This window comes from Plantactinospora sp. B24E8 (genome assembly GCF_039871735.1).
Taxonomy (GTDB): Bacteria; Actinomycetota; Actinomycetes; order Mycobacteriales; family Micromonosporaceae; genus Plantactinospora.
This window is the reverse complement of record NZ_JBDPMH010000010.1, coordinates 131,750-149,629: the sequence shown is the minus strand read 5'-3', so window position 1 is coordinate 149,629 and position 17,880 is coordinate 131,750. Positions and strand designations below refer to the sequence as shown.

The following is a 17,880-nucleotide window of genomic DNA, read 5'->3' as shown; positions in this document are numbered from 1 at the left end:
CAACTAGTCGCCGTGCGCTGTTCCCGATCACCTCGGTACGCCCTACCACGCGCCGCCGGACCAGGGTTATCCGTGCCGCTCCACGGCCTCGGCGGCCAGCGCGGCAAGCACCGAGGCGGCCTCGTCGCTGATCGGCGCGTCAGCCAGCGCGGTCAGCGCGGCGTCGGTCCGTACCTTGATCATCTGCTCGATCCGGTCCAGCGCGCCGGTGCCGACGATGATCGCCCGCAACTCGGCCGCGCCCTCCGGGTCGAGCTCCGGATTGCCGAACAGCTCCTTCAACCGCTGCGCCTGGGCCCGGTCGGCACCACCCCGGGCCAGCGCCATCATCACCGTCGGCTTTCCCTCGCGCAGGTCGTCCAGAATGGACTTTCCGGTCAGCGCCGGATCGCCGAAGACCCCGAGCACGTCGTCGCGCAGCTGGAACGCGTCACCGAGCGGGTCGCCGAAGGCGGCCAACGCGGCCAGCAGCTCCGGCGACCCGGCGGCCAGCGCCGCGCCGATCTGCAACGGCCGGGTCACCGTGTAGCGGGCCGCCTTCATCCGGATCACGGTCAGCGCGCTCGCCACCGACCCGTCCCCGACCCCGGAGACCAGGTCCAGGTACTGCCCGGCGATCACCTCGGTCCGCATCGTCGCGAAGACGCCGTAGCCCTGGTGCACCTGTTCCGGGGAGAGCCCACTCTCGTGGAACAACTGGTCGGCCCAGGCCGCGCAGAGGTCACCGCAGAGCAGCGCGGTGCTGCGCCCGTACGACGCCGGATCGCCCCGCCAGGCGGACCGGGCGTGCAGGTCGGCGAAGAGCCGGTGCACCGACGGCTCACCCCGGCGCTGGTCACTGCCGTCCATGATGTCGTCGTGGATCAGCGCGAACGCGTGGAACAGCTCCAACGCGGCGGCGGCGGCCACGATCGGCGTACCGTCCGCGCCGCCGGCACCCCGCCAGCCCCAGTAGCAGAAGAGCGGGCGGAGCCGCTTGCCGCCGACCAGCACGAACCGGCGCAGCGTGGTGAAGACCCCGCGCGGTGCGCCGTCCGGCCAGTCCGGGTCCTGACGGTCCAGGAACGCCCCGAGCTGGTCGTCGAAGCGCTTCCGCAGCGCCCCGAGATCCGCCGCCGGCACCGTCGCGGTCACGACCGCTCACCGGTCGCCCCGGCCAGGCCGGCCAGGGTGAGCAGCAACCCCTTGACCTCGGTCGCCTGGTAGCGGTCCCGGGCCGGACCGGGCTGCGAACAGAGCAGCACCGGACCGTCCTGCGGATCGGTGGGCAGCCGGCCGTGTGACCCGCGTACCGCCCGGGCCCCGGCGTCCAACCCGACCACGCTCATCAGGTAGCGCATGCCGAGTTTCTTGCGGGCCAGCGCCACCGCCGCCCGGCGCTTCGCCGCACCCGGGTCGGCCGGGTCGAAGAAGAGCTCCGCCGGGTCGTAGCCGGGTTTGCGGTGGATCTCCACCAGCCGGGCGAAGTCCGGTGCCCGGTTGTCGTCCAGCCAGTAGTAGTAGGTGAACCAGGCGTCCGGCTCGGCGACCAGGACCAGCTCGCCGGCGCGTTCGTGGTCCAACCCGTACCCGGCCTTGCCGGCCTCGTCCAACACCTCGGCCACCCCGGGCAGCCCGGCGCAGAGCTTCGCCACCGTTGGTACGTCGGCCGGGTCCTTCACGTACACGTGCGCCACCTGGTGGTCGGCGACCGCGAACGCCCGGGACGTCCACGGGTCCAGGTACTCCATGCCGTCCTGGGTGTAGACCCGGAGCAGCCCTTCGGCGCGGAGCAGCCGGTTCACGTCCACCGGCCGGGACGCTTCGGTGATGCCGTACTCGGAGAGCACCACCACGGTCCGGTGCGACGCGGCGGCGGCCTCCAGCAGCGGACCGAGCACCTCGTCCAGCTCGGCGGCGGCGGCCGACGCCTGTGGCGACGACGGACCGTACCGTTGCAGGTCGTAGTCGAGGTGCGGGACGTAGACCAGGGTCAGGTCCGGGTTCTTCTCCGTCATGATCTGCTCGGCGGCCCGGCAGATCCACCGCGACGACGGCAGCCCCGCCCCCGGTCCCCAGTACGTGAACAGCGGGAACCCGCCCAACCGGCCGGTCAGCTCGTCGTGCAGTTCCGGCGGGTCGGTGTAGCAGTCCGGTTCCTTGCGGCCGTCGGCGTAGTAGATCGGCCGGGGCGTCACCGTCCAGTTGACGTCGGCGCCCATCGCGTACCACCAGCAGACGTTCGCCACCGTGTAGTCCGGTCGCTGCCGGCGGGCGGCCTGCCAGACCTTCTCCCCGCCCATCAGCGCGTGGTGCTGCCGCCAGAGGAACACCTCGCCGAGGTCCCGGAAGTACCAGCCGTTGCCGACGATGCCGTGCTCGGCCGGCGGCACACCGGTGAGCATCGTCGCCTGCGCCGAGCAGGTCACCGCCGGCAGCACGGTGCCGAGTTCGGCCCGGAACCCGGTGTCGGCGACCGCGCGCAGCCGGGGCATGTGCGCGAGCAGCCGAGGGGTCAGCCCGACCACGTCGAGCACGAGCAGTGGATCCGCCATCACGCCTCCTCACCTGGGGTGGCCGGAACCGTGGCCGGCCGGGGAGAACCTGGGTCGGGGTCCGGGCCACGGCCGGCCCGGGGGACGCCGCCGTCGGACCGGGAGATGTCGGCCAGGCCCAGCGCGGTCAGCTCGGCGCGGGCGAAGGCCAGTTCGGCGGCGATCCCGTCGGCCAGCTCCGCGTCCGAGCCCGGTCGCCGCGCCGCCGGCAACACCCCCCAGGTGTACGTCTCGACGTCCAGGTGGTCGCAGCCGGCGACCGGCCCGGCGAACAGCTCCCGCAACGCGGTACGCAGCACCGGCACCGTGGACTCCAGCGGCGGCTCGGGGACGGCGTGCAGCGGCACGTGGTAGTGCACTCGCCAGGCGCCCGGCAGCCCGGCGTCCAGCGCCTCGTCGAGGTCGTCGGCGGCGTGTGCCGGGTCGGCCGGATCGGCCGCCCGTCCGCACGGTTCGGCCCGGGTCTGGTGCAGGAAGCGGGGTTCGACGTACCCGCGCAGGGTCGGCGCGGCCGCGACCGGGTCGGCGGCGGCCAACGCGGCGGAGACCTGGACCTTCACCACCGGCAGCCCGGCGGCGGCCAGCCGGGCCAGCGCCGCCGCCGGCTCCTCCCAGGCGCAGGCCAGGTGGGCCAGGTCGAGACAGACGCCGAGCCGGTCGGTGTCGATCCCGGCCAGCAGGGCGGCGGCCTGGGTGCTGGACTCGACCACGCAGCCCGGCTCCGGTTCGAAACCGACCCGGACCGCCCGGCCGGTCCGCCAGGCCAGCTCGGTCAGCCCGTCGGCCAGTTCGGCGAGCACCCGGCTCGCCTGCCCGGCCCGCCCGGTGTCCCACGGCTCGCGCCAGGCCAGCGGCAGGGTGGAGATCGAGCCTCGGACCGCGTCGTCGGGCAGCAGGTCGAGCAGCACGGTGGCCAGGTTCAGGGTGTAGACCAGCCGCTCCCGGGTGGTCCAGTCCGGCAGGTAGACCGCCTTCTTCACCACCGGCGCCTGGAACGCCCGGTAGGGGAACCCGTTCAGGGTCACCACCTCCAGGCCGCGTGCCGCCAGTTCGGCGCGCAGCCGTCGCCGGGCCTGCGGGTCGGCGGCGAGCCCGGCCGCCACCGGCGCGGCCAGCCACAACCCCAACCCGAGTACGTCGACGTCGAGCCGCCGCCGCACCTGTGCCGCGTACGTGTCGAGCTGTGCCGTCACCCCGGCCAGGTCCTCGGCCGGGTGCACGTTGGTGCAGTAGCTCAGGTGGACCGTCTGTCCGTCGGCGTGCCGCAACCGCATCAGCTGCCACCCCGCAGAATCGAGTTACCGGCGAACGTCGGCACCGGCCCCGCCGCGCCCACCGGCTCCGCCGCCCCCACCGGCACGACCGTCCCGGGCTCCACCGTCCCGGGCTCCGCCGTCTCCGGCCGCGGCAGTTCCAGCCGGCCGGACTGGCCGTAGAACTCCGCCGGGTTGCGCCAGAGCACCCGGTCGACGTCGTCCTCGGTGAACCCGGCGGCCAGCATCGCCTCCCCGGTGGCCCGGGTCAGCAGCGGATCCGACCTGCCCCAGTCGGCGGCCGAGTTGACAAGCATCCGCTCGGTGCCGTACGTGCGCAGCAGCTCGACCATCCGGGACGGGGACATCTTGGTCTCCGGATAGATGGAGAAGCCGAGCCAGCAGCCGGTGTCCCGGACCAGCGGCGTGGTCACCTCGTTCAGGTGGTCGATCACCACCCGACCCGGTTCGAGACCGGACTCGGCGACCACCGCCAGGGTCCGTTCGGTGCCCCGGGCCTTGTCCCGGTGCGGGGTGTGCACCAGGGCCGGCAGGTCGTACTCGACCGCGAGGGCGAGCTGGGCGGCGAAGACCTCGTCCTCCTCCGGGGTCATCGAGTCGTAGCCGACCTCGCCGACCGCCACCACCCCGTCCTTGTCCAGGTAGCGGGGCAGCAGGTCGAGCACCTCCCGGCAGCGCGGGTCGTTCGCCTCCTTCGGGTTGAGCGCGATGGTGGCGAAGTGTCGGATGCCGAACTGGCTGGCCCGGAACGGCTCCCAGCCGATCAGCGAGTCGAAGTAGTCGACGAACGACGCGGCGCTGGTCCTCGGCTGGCCGAGCCAGAACGCCGGCTCCACCAGGGCGCGTACCCCGGCCGCGGCCATCCGTTCGTAGTCGTCGGTGGTCCGCGAGGTCATGTGGATGTGCGGGTCGAAGATCCTCATCACGCCTCCTCCGCGCCCGCCCCGGCCGGGGTCCCCGGCCGGTCGGACACACTCAGTCGGTCCAGCAGTCCGGTCGCGTCGGCCGGCATCTCCCGTCCGGCGGCCCGGCGTTCCTCGGCGAGGCCGGCGAGCATCACGGCCAGTTCGGCGTCGGCCCGCTCGTCGAGCCGGTGCACCACCGACAGCGGGATCCCGGTGAAGACACACTTGAGCACCGCCTGCCGCCAGGCGGGCTGGTCGAGGCGGTCGGCGTACCGGCCGAGGGCGGCGGCGACCAGCCGGGTGTCGTTGGTCCGGATCGCGTCGTGCAGCAGCGGCACCCCGGCGTCCCCGACCGGCAGCAGCGGCAGGGCGCGCAGCACCGCCCGTTTCTCGGCCGCGTCGCCGTACCGGTAGCCGGCCTCGACCTGACCGGGCAGCGCGGCCGGCGGCAGCGCGGCGAGCAACAGCACCCGGGCCGCCTCGTCGGCGGTCCAGTCCGGCAGCCCGGGCAGTGGGCTCCGGCCGCACCGGCGGCCGGCCGCCGCGAAGAGCCGGCCGAACGCGCCCGGGTCGGCCGCGACCCGGTCCAGCGCGCCGGTCAGCCAGTCCCGGTCGCTTCCGCCCTCCTCCGGTACGGCGGACAGCGCCGCCCGCAGGTGTTCCAGTTCCCGTTCCGGTTCCATCGGTCCTCCCCAGCCAGTCGTGCGTTGGTGGATGGTGGTCGCGATCCCCCCGGTGAAAGCTCCGTTCAGTCCGGCGCGCCGGCCCCGCTCCCCCGACCCGGCGGGATGGTGACGGCCGTGGCGCCCCCGGTCGTGGCGGCGGCTTCGGCGGCGCGCAGGAACCTGATCGAGTGCGCCGCCACCGACGGCGCGGCGTGCGAGTGCCGGGGCAGTTCGACGGCGACCAGTCCGGCGTACCCGGCCTCGGCCAGCGCGGCCAGCACCGGCGGGAAGTCGATCTCCCCGGTGCCGAATTCCAGGTGCTCGTGCACCCCCCGGCGCATGTCGTCGATCTGTACGTTGACCAGGTGCCCGGCCACCTCGGTCACGCACTGCGGCACCGGCAGCGGCTCCAGGCAACGGCAGTGTCCGATGTCGAGGGTGATGCCGAAGTGCGGCGGTGCGCCGAGCGCGTCGCGCAGCCCCCGCCAGTCGGCGATGGTGGCGACCAGCATCCCGGGCTCCGGTTCGAAGCCGAGCACCACCCCGGCGGCGTCGGCGACCCCGACCAGTTCGGCGCAGCCGGCCACCAGCCGGTCCCGGGCGGTCGCCGGGTCGACATCGGCCGGCCGTACCCCGGACCAGAAGGAGACCGCCTCGGCGCCGAGGTCGGCGCCGATCGCGACGGCCCGGCGGAGGAACTCGATCCGGAGGGTGTTGTTCTCGTGCAGCAGCGTCGGCGCGTGCTTGTGCGCCGGGTCGAGCAGGTAGCGGGCCCCGGTCTCGATCACCACCCCGAGGCCGAGCTCGGCCAGCCGCCGGCCGACCGCCGCCACCCGGGCCGCGAGTTGCGGGGCGAACGGATCCAGGTGGTCGTGGTCCAGGGTCAGCGCGACCCCCTGGTAGCCGAGATCGGCGATGACCCGCAGCGCGTCGTCCAGCCGGTGGTTGGCGAATCCGTTGGTGCCGTAGCCGAACCGCAGCCCGGGTACGGCGGGGACGGTGCCGGTCACGTCGGGGAGACCTTCCGGGCGAGCCGTCGGCCGAGCGGTGCGGCGGCGGCCACCGCCACCCCGAGCAGTGCCGCTCCGGCCCGGGCGACCAGTGCGCCCTGCAGCGCGGGCAGTCCGGTGATGCCGGCGCCGACCGCCGCCCGGACCCGGGACGCCTGCGGATCGGCGGCCACCCGGGCCTGTGCGGCGCCGTACTGCAGGCCGTACCAGCCGGCGAGCGCGGCCGGCACCACGGCCCGCCAACCGGCGAGCGCCGCCGGCACGAACGACCGGCGGCCGGTCCCCCGGTCCTGGGTGCACCGCTCGCCGGCGCGGCGACCGGCCGCCGCGGCGGCGGCGACCACGGCGGTGCCGGCCAGGGTTGCCGCCGGCAGGGCCCGGGACGCGCCGGAGACCTCCCGCCGGGAGAGTTCGGTGACCGTGTACGTGTGCGCGGCGACGGTCAGCGCCGCCGGCACGGCCCGGACCGTACGCCCCTGGCTAGCCCCGAGCAGCACGTCCAGTCCCCGGCAGGCGGCCATCAGCGCCGGACCGGCGGCGGTGTTCTTGGCCCGCAGGTCGTACGCCCAGACCGCGCCGGCCAGCGGCACCGCGACCGCCAGCGCCCGACGCCCTCCGGTCAGGCCGGCCAGCGCCACGCCGGCGGCGGTGAGCCCGGCAGAGACGCCGAGGGCGACCCCGGGTGAGACCCGTCCGCTGGGGATCGGCCGCTCCGGTCGCTCCCGGGCGTCGAGTTCCCGGTCCGCCCAGTCGTTGGCGGCCATCCCGGCCCAGTAGAGCAGCACCGACGCCCCGGCCAGCCCGGGTACCCGACGGTCCAGTGCGTCGGCGGCGGCGGCCCCGGCCACCACGTCGCCGGGTACCGAGAGCGCGGCCGGTGCCCGGACGAGTTGGGCCAGGTCAGCGAGGGAGGGCATGCCGGACCTCCTCGGCCTCTCCGGCACCGCCCGCCGCGCCGCCCGTCGGGTTCGGGCCTGCTGGCCGCACGCCGGACGCGTCCGGGTCGGGCGGGGCTGTCGGGGGTGTCGGGGGTGTCGGTCCGGTGGGGGCGGGGGCCAGTCCGCGGGCGAATCCGCAGAGGGTCGCCCACTGCTCGGCGAGCCCGTGTGGAGTCTCCCCGAGCGGATCCTTGAAGAAGAAGGCCAGTTCGGTCAGCGGCCCGGTACGGCCGGCCCGGTGCGCGGCGGCGGTCAGCCGGGCGAGATCGAGCACCAGCGGCGCGGCCAGCGACGAGTCACAGCCGTGCCAGGTGAACTCCATCCGCATCGGGGTGCCGAGGAAGCCGGAGAAGGTGACCAGGTCCCAGGCGGTCTTGAAGTCGCCGAGGTCGTCGAGGTACTCGATCCGGGTGTTGCCCTGCGGCACGTACCCCAGGGTCTCGCCGAGCACCCGCTGCTTGCTGGCCGTCTTGGCCGCGTTCGCCGCCGGTTCGGCGAGGTTGGCGCCGTCGCCGCCGCCGAGCAGGTTCACCCCGGACCAGCTGCGCACCTGGAGGTGACGCATCGCGAACATCGGGGCCAGCACCGACTTGACCAGCGTCTCACCGGTCTTGCCGTCGTGTCCGGCGTACGGCACGCCGGCCCGTTCCGCCAGTTCGGCGAGGGCGGGCAGCCGGGCGCCCGTCGACGGAGTGAAATCCACATAGGAGCAGCCGGTGGCGAAGGCGGCGTACGCGTACGCCGCACTGGGCGGCAGCGGACTGCCCTCGGCCAGTGCCCGGTCCAGGACGGCGAGGTCGGTGTGCCCGGGGTGCAGGGCCGGGACCGGTTCGGTCGAGGAGACGTTCACCACCACCACCCGGTCCAGCCGGTGACGGTCCCGGAAGCGGCTCAGGTCGGCGCCGATCGCCTCGATCGCCGCGGCCTGAGGGGTGGCGGTCGGGGCCGGGCGCAGCTCCGCCTCGACCGTGCCGAGTTCCTCGGTCAGCGCGGCGACCAGCCGGGCCGGCAGCACGCCCGCGTCAGCCAGTGACTCGGCCTTCTTCAGCAGTGGGGTGGTGGCCACGTCGTGCCCGCCGAAGACCAGGTCGGTCAGGGCCGGAAGGTCCGCGCCGCGTAACGCCGGCAGTTCGGTCACGCAGCCGGTCGGTTCGGCGAGCCCGGCCCGTAGGGCGAGCGCCCCGACCACACTGGTCACCGCCACCGAACCACGCCCACCCACCAGCCAGACACCCGTACGCATCAGTGCTCCTCCCTCCGGTGCCGGCTCGGCTCCTACGCCGACCGGGGGCGTACGACGACGAATCCGCGCATATGCTCGGATCCGTTCGTCGAATCCGCCTATCGGGACATCCTGCCGCCTTGTCGAGTGAAAAGCGCCCCGTCCGCCCGACCGTCCCGGTGTGGCATCCCGCGCAGCGCCGGAGTCGGCGGCACCGGCGTTACGCGGATCCGTGACCGTGCGGGCGGACGGGGCTTCGGTAGGCAGGGCCGGTCGGCGTCGCGGTCCTGCCTCCCCCGTTCCCGGTGCGACCGGCCGGCACGGGTGCCGGCTCCGATCGCGATCTCACTGTGCAGTTGTGCCAGTACCGTCCACCGTGGAGTGCCGGTGGCCGGCGAAGTCGTCGGACGGACGCCGCCGGTCGGGCCGGCGGTGTCGGTTCTGCGGGCCGGCCGTCGTCCGGTCGGCTGGTCTGGGGGCCGGCCGAAGCCGGCTGATCGGTCTGCGGGCCGGCCGTCGTCCGGTCGGCTGGTGCGGTTCCGGCGTCCGGCACGACCGGGGAATCCCGGTCCGGCCGCACCGGACGGCCGTGTTACCTGCGTACGCGGCCCGTCCGGAGTGGTTCCGGCGCGACGCGTACACCCTCCGGACCGACCTCCATCCGCTCGCGGGGCGCAACCGCGACCGGACCCTCGCCGATCGGACCGGAAAGCTCTCGGGCCGGGTTCCCGACCGGAGTCGGGCACCCGCGCGGGTGGGCACTGGGCTCCGACGGTGCCGGCCTCAGCCCGGGACGGGCACCGGCACCGTCGGAGTTGTCAGGCGGAGACCGGGTCGGCGACCGGCTCCACCTCGGTCCAGGACGAACCGGATTCGGCTGAACGCGCCACCGCGTCCAGCACCAGCTGGACCTGGAGGGCGTCGGCGAAGGACGGGGCCGGGTCCGACCCGTTGGCGACCGCCAGCAGGAAGTCCCGTACCTCGTGGGTGAACGAGTGCTCGTAGCCGATGATGTGACCCGGCGGCCACCACGCCGACATGTACGGGTGGTCGCCCTCGGTCACCAGGATCCGCCGGAAGCCCTGCTCCGCCCCGGGTTCCGAGGCGTCGAAGAACTCCAGCTCGTTGAGGCGCTCGAGGTCGAAGGCGACCGAGCCGAGCGAACCGTTGATCTCGACCCGCAACCCGTTGCGCCGACCGGTGGCGAACCGGGTGGCCTCGTACGTCGCCAGGGCACCACCGTCGAGCCGGGCCACGAAGATCGCGGCGTCGTCGACGGTGACCTGGCCGGTGGCCGGGGCGGCCCCGTTGGCGCCGTCGGCCGAGGCGGCCAGTCCGCTGGACTCGGCCGGCAGCGGACGCTCCTTGACGAACGTCTCGGTGACCGCGCTGACCCCGGCGATCCGCTGCCCGGTGACGTACTGGGTCAGGTCGATGATGTGGGCGCCGATGTCGCCGAGCGCCCCGGAACCCGCCTTGTCCTTCTGCAGCCGCCAGACCAGCGGGAACTGCGGGTCGACGATCCAGTCCTGCAGGTAGACCGCGCGGACGTGCCGGATCTCCCCGAGTCGACCGGAGGCGACGAGCTCGCGCATCAGGGTGACCGCGGGCACCCGGCGGTAGTTGAACCCGCACATCGCCCGTACCCCCGACGCCTGCGCCCGGGCCGCGGCGGCGACCATGGCGCGGGCCTCGTCGACCGTGTTAGCCAGCGGCTTCTCGCACAGCACGTGCTTGCCCGCCGCCAGCGCCGCGATCGCGATCTCGGCGTGGCTGTCACCCGGCGTACAGACGTCGACGATGTCGATGTCGTCCCGGCTGATCAGGTCACGCCAGTCGGTGGTGTGCGCCGCCCAGCCGAGCCGGTCGGCCGCGTCCGCGACCTTCCCGGCGTCCCGGCCGCAGATCAGCGACATCCGGGCGCGTACCGGCAGGTCGAAGACGCGGTTCACGGTGCGCCACGCCTGCGAGTGCGCGGCGCCCATGAACGCGTAGCCGACCATGCCGACCCGCAGTTCCTTTTCTTCCCTGGACAAGGTGGGTCTCCCCCCGGTGTATCAGAACCCGAGCTTGCTGTACGCGCTCGCGTTCTCCTTGGTGATGGTCTCCGAAGCCAACGTGATCTCCTTCGGGACCTGCAGTTCGACCAGGTCGGACATGCCGCGACCCTGGCCGATGAGCCGGGCCAGCGAGATGGCCGACGAGGCCATGGACGGGCTGTAGGTGACGGTCGCCTTCAGCACGCTGTTGTCGGCGGCGATCGCGTCGATGGCGGCCTTGGAGCCGGCGCCGCCGACCATGATGAACTCGGACCGGTTCGCCTGCTGGATCGCGGCGAGCACGCCGATGCCCTGGTCGTCGTCGTGGTTCCAGACCGCGTCCAGCTTCGGCTCCGCCCGCAGCAGCTGGGACGCCTCGACCTGGCCCGTGTCGGCGGTGAACCGGGCGGCCCGCCGGTTCTTCACCTTGAAGCCGTACACCGCCAGTTCGGCGGCGAAGCCGGCGGACCGCTCCTGGGTCAGCTCGAGTTCGTCCATGCCGGCGATCTCGCCGATGATCGGGTTGGCGATCCCCTTCGCCTTCATCTGCTCGCCGATGTAGCGGCCGGCGGCCACGCCCATGCCGTAGTTGTCGCCCTTGATCTGCAACCGGTAGGCCAGCGCGTCCGGGAACGCCCGGTCGAGGTTGACCACCGGGACACCGGCCTTCATCGCCTCCAGACCGGCGGCGTTCAGCTCCTTGCCGTCGTGCGGCAGCATCACGATCACGTCGGGCTTCTGCGAGATCAGGGTGCTCAGCGCGGCCCGCTGGGCGGCGGCGTCGGCGCCGGCCTGGACGGTGCGGAACTCGACGTCGGAGTAGACCTTCGCCTGCGCCTCGGCGTTGCGGGTGATGGCGGCGAGCCAGCCGTGGTCGGCGGCCGGGGCGGAGAAGCCGATGACCACCCGCTTGCCCGGGGAGGCGTTCGGGTTGGCCCCGGCGTCGGCCTCCTTCACCTGCTCGTTCCCGGTCGGGCCGGTTTCGTTGCTGGTGCAGGCGGTGAGCAGGGCGCCGGCGCCGACGGCGGCCCCGCCGAGGAGCAGTCGGCGACGGGACAGGTCGCGCACGGGCCGGAGCGGATCGTGCTGGGTCATGACGACCTCCTGTTATCAGTGTTGCGGTGGGGGTGGGTGGGGGACGGATCAGCTCGTCGAACTGAGCCGGTTACGGGCGAAGAACTGGGTGAGGGACTTGAACCGGAACTGCTGGACCAGTACGGCGGCGACGATGATGCCGCCCTTGACCATGTTCTGGGCCTCGGGGGAGAGGTCGTTGAGCGCGAACAGGTTGGTGATGGTGGCGAAGATGACCACACCCAGCAGGGCGCCGACGACACTTCCCCGGCCACCGCTGAGCAGGGTCCCACCGATGATCGCCGCGGCGATCGCGTCGAGTTCGTAGAGGTTCGCCATCGCCGCCTGGGCCGAGTTCGCCTGGGCGGTCAGCATCACCGCGCCGATGCCGCAGCAGAGGCCGGAAAGCGTGTAGAGCAGCACGGTGTGCACGCGTACGTTGATGCCGGCCAGCCGGGCCGCCTCGGGGTTGCCGCCGACCGCGACCGTACGGCGGCCGAAGGTGGTGCGGTTGAGCAGCACCCAGCCGGCCGCGACGACCGCGACGAGGATGATGACCAGCACCGGGATCCCGAGCACACTCTCGCTGGCGATGCCGTTGATGGTCTGGTTGGTGGAGACCTGGGTCTGCTTGTCGGAGATCTCGGCGGCCAGACCCCGGGCCGCGACCAGCATCGCCAGGGTGGCGATGAACGGCACCAGCCGGCCGTACGAGATCAGCAGGCCGTTGACCAGGCCGACGCAGGTACCCACGACAACCGCCGTGAAGATCATTCCGCCCGCGCCGAACTGTTGGGTGGCGACGGTTGTCGACCAGACCCCGGCCAACGCGATGATCGCGCCGACCGAGAGGTCGATGCCACCACCGATGATCACGAAGGTCATCCCGACGGTCACCACGCCGACCGCCGAGGCCAGTTTCAGGATGGTCATCATGTTGCCGCCGACCCAGCCCAGGTCGCCGTAGAGGTCGGGGCGGGTGATCATCCCGATGACGATCAGCACCACCAGCACCCCGATCAGGGCCAGGTTGCGCCGGGCCGACTCGCCGGCCTCACCGCGCCACCAGCTCAGCCAGCTCACCGGGCCGGGACCCTTCCGGGCCCCGGAGTCGACGCTCCCGGTCGGCGCCGGCGAGACCGGCGCCGACTGGGCCGGCACCGTCGCCGGCGCGGCGGTTTCCGTACGCTCGCTCATGCCGCCTCCTCGCTTCGCTCGCCGACGTACCGGGGCGTGCGGTCGAGCCGACCCGTCCGCCCGTTCACGCCGTCACCCCGGACGACTCCCACGCTGCCCTCATGCTGGTGCGCCCTCCATCAACGACCCCGCCATCACGAGGTCGAGCACCCTGTCCTCGTCGAGGTCGCCGGCCGGCGCCTCGTGCACGACCCGGCCCTCCCGCATCACCAGGACGCGGTCGGCCAGACCGAGCACCTCCGGCACCTCGCTGGAGACCAGCAGCACGCCGACCCCCTCGTCGGCCAGTGCCCGGATCACCTGGTACAGCTCCGCCCGGGCGCCGACGTCGACGCCCCGGGTCGGTTCGTCGAGCAGCAGCAGCCGGGTGTCCCCGAGCAGCCAGCGTCCGACCACGACCTTCTGCTGGTTGCCGCCGGAGAGTGTCCGGACCGGACGGTGCACGTCCCGGGGCCGCAGTTCGAGCCGGTCGGCGATGGCCGCCGCCTCGCCCCGCTCCCGGCCGGCGTTGGTGAAGCCGAACCGGGCCCAGCGGGTGAAGGTGGCGAGCGTGACGTTGCGGTAGATCGGCTCGCCGAGCAGCAGCGCCTGGCTCTTGCGCTCCTCGGGCGCCAGGCCGAGCCCGGCCCGGACCGCGGCGCTGACACTGCCGGCGCGCAGGTTCCGGCCGCCGACCGTGACCGTGCCGGCGTCCGCCCGCCGGGCGCCGAAGATTGTTTCCAGGAGTTCGGAGCGCCCGGAGCCGACCAGGCCGGCGATGCCGACGACCTCGCCGGCGCGCACGGTCAGCGAGACGTCGGCGAACTCGCCCTCCCGGCTCAGCCGGAGGACCTGGAGCAGATCCTCCCCCGGCTTGTCGCCGGGGGTCCGCTCCGGGAAGACGTACTCGATGGACCGGCCGGTCATCCGGCTGACCAGGTCGCGGGTCGGGGTGGTCCGGGCCGGCAGGTTCGCCGCCGTGGTCCGGCCGTCCTTGAGTACGGTGACCCGGTCGCCGATCTCGCGGATCTCCTCCAGCCGGTGCGAGATGTAGATGACCGCGATGCCCTGCGCGGTCAGTTCCCGGATGATCCGGAACAGGTTCCCCACCTCGTCGTGCGCGAGCACCGCGCTCGGCTCGTCCATGATGATCAGCCGCGCCTCGTGGGACAGTGCCCGGGCCATGCTGACCACCTGCTTGCCGGCGGCCGGCAGGGACCGCACCATCCGCCGGGGTGGGATCTCCGGATGTCCGAGCCGGCCCAGGATCTCCCGGGTACGTCGGGCCATCCCGCCGCGCCGGACGAAGCCGAGCCGGCGCGGCTCGTGGCCGAGGAAGGCGTTCTCCGCCACCGACAGGTCCTCGACCAGGTCGAGTTCCTGGTAGATGGTGGCGATCCCGGCCCGCATCGCGGCCTGCGGGTTGGCGAAGGTGACCGGCTGCCCGAGCCACTCGACCTGGCCCGAGTCGGGCCGGTGCGCCCCGGAAAGGACCTTGATCAGGGTCGACTTGCCGGCACCGTTCTGCCCCAGCAGGCAGTGCACCTCGCCGGCCCGCACCTCCAGCTGCACGCCGTCCAGTGCCCGTACGCCGGGGAAGGTCTTCACCACGTCGGTGAGCCGCAGGACAACCTCGCCCGGCTCCGCTGTCGTGTCCTCGGTCATGGCCTCCTCGTTCCGGTCGGTCACGACGCCTCCGCGAAGGCGACGTCGGTGGCGAGTACGGCCGCGCCGGCGACGCCCGCCCTCGGGCCGAGTTCGGAGAGGACCACCGGCAGGTTTCCGGTGGCCAGCGGCAGTGACCGTCGGTAGACCACACTGCGGATCTCGGCGAGCAGGATGTGGCCGAGCTGGGCCAACCCGCCGCCGATCACGATCATCGAGGGGTTGGCGAAGCTGACGAGTCCGGCGAGCACGCCGCCGACCTGCCGTCCGCCGTCCCGGATGAGCCGGATGCAGGTCACGTCCCCCTCGCTCGCGCCCTGCGCGACGTCGAGGGCGGTGACCGAGTCGGTCGGGCTCGCGGCGAGCCGCTCGGCGAGGGCCTGGGAGACGCCGCTGCGGGCCGCCGCCGTCGCCTCCCGGGCCAGAGCGGCTCCGCTGAACAGCGCCTCCAGGCAGCCGACGTTGCCGCACGAGCAGACCGGGCCGTGCGCGTCGACCTGGATGTGGCCGATGTCGCCGGCGCAGCCGTCGTTGCCCCGGTAGACCTCGCCGGAGAGGTAGATGCCGCAGCCGATGCCGGTGCCGATCTTCACGAACAGGAAGTCGTCGACCGAGTGCGCCACCCCGCCGTGCCGCTCGCCGATCGCCATGATGTTGACGTCGTTGTCCACCACCGCCGGGCAGCCGTGCTCGCGGGTGAGCAGTTCGCGGACCGGGAAGCGGTCCCAGCCGGGCATGATCGGCGGCGACACCGGGGTGCCGTCCCGGAAGCTCACCGGCCCGGGTACGCCGATCCCGACCGCGTGCAGCCGCTCGTACGCCCCGTCGACCTTCGCCTTGTGCAGCAGGTCGTTGACCCGGTGCAGGATCACCTTGGGCCCGGTACGGATGTCGGCGGCCTCGGCGTACACCGCGATCGTCTCGAGCCGGCCGTTGACCACCTCGACGTCGATCGAACTGGCGCCCAGGTCGACGGCGGCGAACCGCAGGTGCGGGCTGAGTTCCACCAGGGTGGACCGCCGGCCGCCCCGGGAGGCGGCGAGTCCCGCCTCCGCGACGTAACCGAGGGCGACGAGTCGTTCCAGTTCGGCGAGGAGCCGGGGCCGGGGCATCTGCAGTCGGTCGGCGAGTTCCGCCCGGGAGATCGCACCCTCGTCGCGCAGCAGCCGGAGCAGCCGGAGGTGCAGGGCTTCGGATCCGCGCACCGCGGTCACCTCCGTCGGACTCGGTTCACGGTCTGGCAACGCGAGTGCGTTGTGCTCGACACAGTAGGAGTCTTCCGGATCGACTGTCCAGGGATTCAGCCAAGTTGACGACAACTTTTGTCCATACAGACGAAAGTTAGTTTATGATCTTGGAAAGCGTTTGATCACCGATCGTGACGCCGCTTCCGAAGCTTCCGGTCGTCCCGCAGCGACACGTACGGCTCCCGCTCCCCCGACCCACCCATCCGGATGGTCCGCTCCCGCTCCAGCTCGGCACTCAGCTCCGCGCCGAGCAGGATCGCCACGTTCGACAGCCACAGCCAGATCAGGAAGACGATCACCCCGGCCAGTGAGCCGTACGTCTTGTTGTAGGAGCCGAAGTTGGCCACGTAGAACGCGAAGCCGGTGGAGACGACCGCCCAGGCGAGCACCGCGAACAGGCCACCGGGACTGATCCACCGGAAGCGTTGCCGGGCGTTCGGCGTCGCCCAGTAGAGCACCGCGAAGATCAGGCTGACCAGCACCAGCAGGACCGGCCACTTGGCGACGTCCCAGGCGGTCACGCCGGCCGAGCCGACCCCGAGCCGCCGGCCGACCTGCTCGGAGAGCTTGCCACTGAACACCAGCAGCACCAGGCTGACCAGCACCATCAGCCCGACCAACGCGGTGGTCCCGAGCCGGAACGCCAGGGTCCTGACCAGCGGCCGGCCCTCCGGCACGTCGTAGATCGCGTTCGCCGCCCGCATGAACGCGCCGACATACCCCGACGCCGTCCAGTACGCCCCGAGCAGGCCGAGGATCGCCACCAGGCCGGCGGTGCCGGCACTGCCCTGCACCTGACTCACCCCGGTCAGCAGGATGTCCCGGGCCGACTGCGCCGGGACCACGTCCCGGATCACGTTCTGCACCCCGCGTACCGCGCTGTCACCGATCAGCCCCAGCACCGAGACCAGCACCAGCAGCGCGGGAAAGAGCGCCAGCACCCCGTAGTAGGTCAGCGCCGCCGCCCAGTCGGTGATGTTGTCCGCCTGGGCCTCACGCAGGGTCCGCCGCAGCACCCCAGCCCAGGCGGCCCGGGAGAGCCGCCCCGGACGTTCGGCCTGTCGCCCGTCGGCCACGCCCCGGCCCTCCTCGGTCGCCCCGTCCGGTGACCCGACGCCAGCCGCGCGGCCACCTGTCGACTACCGAAGGTAGTCGGCATACCGGGGTCCGTTGGTCGGTCGGCGCCGGGATACGCCGAAAGGTCACGCCGGGCCCACCGGGCTGGCCGGCCGTCACCTGGTGAGCAACCGACCCATCCGCCGACCGGCGACGACCAGGCCCAACACCAGCACCCCGAACAGGTAGAGCAGATCCACCAACTGGCTCCAGCCCACGCCGGCGACGGTGACGCCCCGGATCAGGTCCACCGCCCGGTAGAGGGGGCTGGCCTCGACCACCCAGCGCAGCACCGCCGGATAGGCCGCCGCCGGTACGAAGGTGCCGGAGAAGAGGAAGAGGGTGAACTGGGCCGACCCGAGCAGGTCGAAGTCCTGCCAGCTGCGCATGAACGTGGAGATCGCCATGCCGAGCGCGCCGAACGCGAAGCCGACCAGCACCGCCGCCGGAAGCGCCACCAGGGCCCGTACCGCGCTGGTCAGGTCCATCCAGACCATCACGGCGAGGAAGACCGCGCTGTAGAGCGTGCCGCGCAGCATCGCCCAACCCAGCTCACCGAGGGCGATCTCGAACGGCTGCACGGGGGTCGCCAGGATCCCGTCGTACAGCTTCATGTACTTCATCTTGCCGAAGAAGTTGAAGGTCGTTTCGGCCAGCGCGCCGCTCATCGCCGAGGCGGCCAGCATCGCCGGCGCCACGAACGCCGCGTACGACACCACCGTGCCGCCCGGCAGCGTCAGGTCACCGACCAGTGCACCCACTCCGACGCCGATGGAGAGCAGGTAGAGCATCGGCTCGAAGAAGCCGGAGATCAGCACGATCCAGTACGCGGACTTGAGGGCGGCGACGTTCCGCTCGGCCACCGAGACCGCCCGGCGGGCCGGACCCGCGAAACCGACCAACCGGGGCAGGACGAAACTGACCACGGAACCTCTCCTTACGTCACGGACGGGCGCACGCGGGCGACGGACCGGGCCGGCGGCAGCCGGGGTATTACGACGGCAGCCGGCCCACG

General features: G+C 72.8%; 15 protein-coding genes. All 15 read right to left on the bottom strand.

Annotation, left to right across the window (positions count from 1 at the left end; translation table 11 throughout):
- Nucleotides 1-66: 66 nt before the first annotated feature.
- Nucleotides 67-1,134, bottom strand: coding sequence for a polyprenyl synthetase family protein (locus ABGB21_RS17725; protein WP_347653979.1), 1,068 nt, complete (start codon nt 1,132-1,134; stop codon nt 67-69).
- Entirely contained in the window at nt 1,131-2,534 is a 1,404-nt protein-coding gene (locus ABGB21_RS17720) for a nucleotide pyrophosphatase/phosphodiesterase family protein (protein ID WP_347653981.1), read from the bottom strand. Before ABGB21_RS17720 ends, ABGB21_RS17725 begins: the two co-directional genes overlap by 4 nt.
- On the bottom strand, nt 2,534-3,808 hold the full coding sequence (eboE, locus tag ABGB21_RS17715; RefSeq protein WP_347653982.1) for a metabolite traffic protein EboE: 1,275 nt from the start codon (nt 3,806-3,808) through the stop codon (nt 2,534-2,536). Before eboE ends, ABGB21_RS17720 begins: the two co-directional genes overlap by 1 nt.
- The gene (locus ABGB21_RS17710) at nt 3,808-4,731 is read right to left on the bottom strand and encodes a TatD family hydrolase (protein ID WP_347653983.1); all 924 of its coding nucleotides are present in this window, start codon (nt 4,729-4,731) and stop codon (nt 3,808-3,810) included. The genes eboE and ABGB21_RS17710 overlap by 1 nt, the downstream gene beginning before the upstream one ends.
- The gene (locus tag ABGB21_RS17705) at nt 4,731-5,396 is read right to left on the bottom strand and encodes an EboA domain-containing protein (RefSeq protein ID WP_347653984.1); all 666 of its coding nucleotides are present in this window, start codon (nt 5,394-5,396) and stop codon (nt 4,731-4,733) included. The genes ABGB21_RS17710 and ABGB21_RS17705 overlap by 1 nt, the downstream gene beginning before the upstream one ends.
- 65 nt (nt 5,397-5,461) lie before the next feature.
- Nucleotides 5,462-6,388, bottom strand: coding sequence for a sugar phosphate isomerase/epimerase family protein (locus tag ABGB21_RS17700; protein WP_347653986.1), 927 nt, complete (start codon nt 6,386-6,388; stop codon nt 5,462-5,464).
- Nucleotides 6,385-7,305: an SCO3242 family prenyltransferase gene (locus ABGB21_RS17695; protein ID WP_347653988.1), complete on the bottom strand. Its 921-nt coding sequence runs from the start codon at nt 7,303-7,305 to the stop codon at nt 6,385-6,387. The genes ABGB21_RS17700 and ABGB21_RS17695 overlap by 4 nt, the downstream gene beginning before the upstream one ends.
- On the bottom strand, nt 7,289-8,569 hold the full coding sequence (locus tag ABGB21_RS17690; RefSeq protein ID WP_347678567.1) for an inositol-3-phosphate synthase: 1,281 nt from the start codon (nt 8,567-8,569) through the stop codon (nt 7,289-7,291). Before ABGB21_RS17690 ends, ABGB21_RS17695 begins: the two co-directional genes overlap by 17 nt.
- Before the next feature lie 797 nt (nt 8,570-9,366).
- Nucleotides 9,367-10,551 (bottom strand): Gfo/Idh/MocA family oxidoreductase, encoded by a 1,185-nt coding sequence (locus ABGB21_RS17685; RefSeq protein WP_347654148.1) that lies wholly within the window; start codon nt 10,549-10,551, stop codon nt 9,367-9,369.
- A 54-nt stretch (nt 10,552-10,605) separates the two neighbouring features.
- A complete protein-coding gene (locus ABGB21_RS17680) occupies nt 10,606-11,682 on the bottom strand; it encodes a substrate-binding domain-containing protein (RefSeq protein WP_347653991.1) in 1,077 nt (358 codons plus the stop codon).
- Between the two features lie 48 nt (nt 11,683-11,730).
- A complete protein-coding gene (locus ABGB21_RS17675; protein WP_347678565.1) occupies nt 11,731-12,858 on the bottom strand; it encodes an ABC transporter permease in 1,128 nt (375 codons plus the stop codon).
- Nucleotides 12,859-12,957: 99 nt separating this feature from the next.
- Complete coding sequence (locus ABGB21_RS17670; RefSeq protein WP_347654149.1) at nt 12,958-14,502, bottom strand: sugar ABC transporter ATP-binding protein; 1,545 nt, start codon at nt 14,500-14,502, stop codon at nt 12,958-12,960.
- Nucleotides 14,503-14,522: 20 nt separating this feature from the next.
- Entirely contained in the window at nt 14,523-15,707 is a 1,185-nt protein-coding gene (locus ABGB21_RS17665) for an ROK family protein (protein ID WP_347653994.1), read from the bottom strand.
- Nucleotides 15,708-15,871: 164 nt separating this feature from the next.
- Nucleotides 15,872-16,825, bottom strand: a complete 954-nt coding sequence (locus ABGB21_RS17660; RefSeq protein WP_347653996.1) for a YihY/virulence factor BrkB family protein — start codon at nt 16,823-16,825, stop codon at nt 15,872-15,874.
- A gap of 156 nt (nt 16,826-16,981) precedes the next feature.
- Nucleotides 16,982-17,791: an ABC transporter permease gene (locus ABGB21_RS17655; RefSeq protein ID WP_347653997.1), complete on the bottom strand. Its 810-nt coding sequence runs from the start codon at nt 17,789-17,791 to the stop codon at nt 16,982-16,984.
- Nucleotides 17,792-17,880 lie beyond the last annotated feature (89 nt).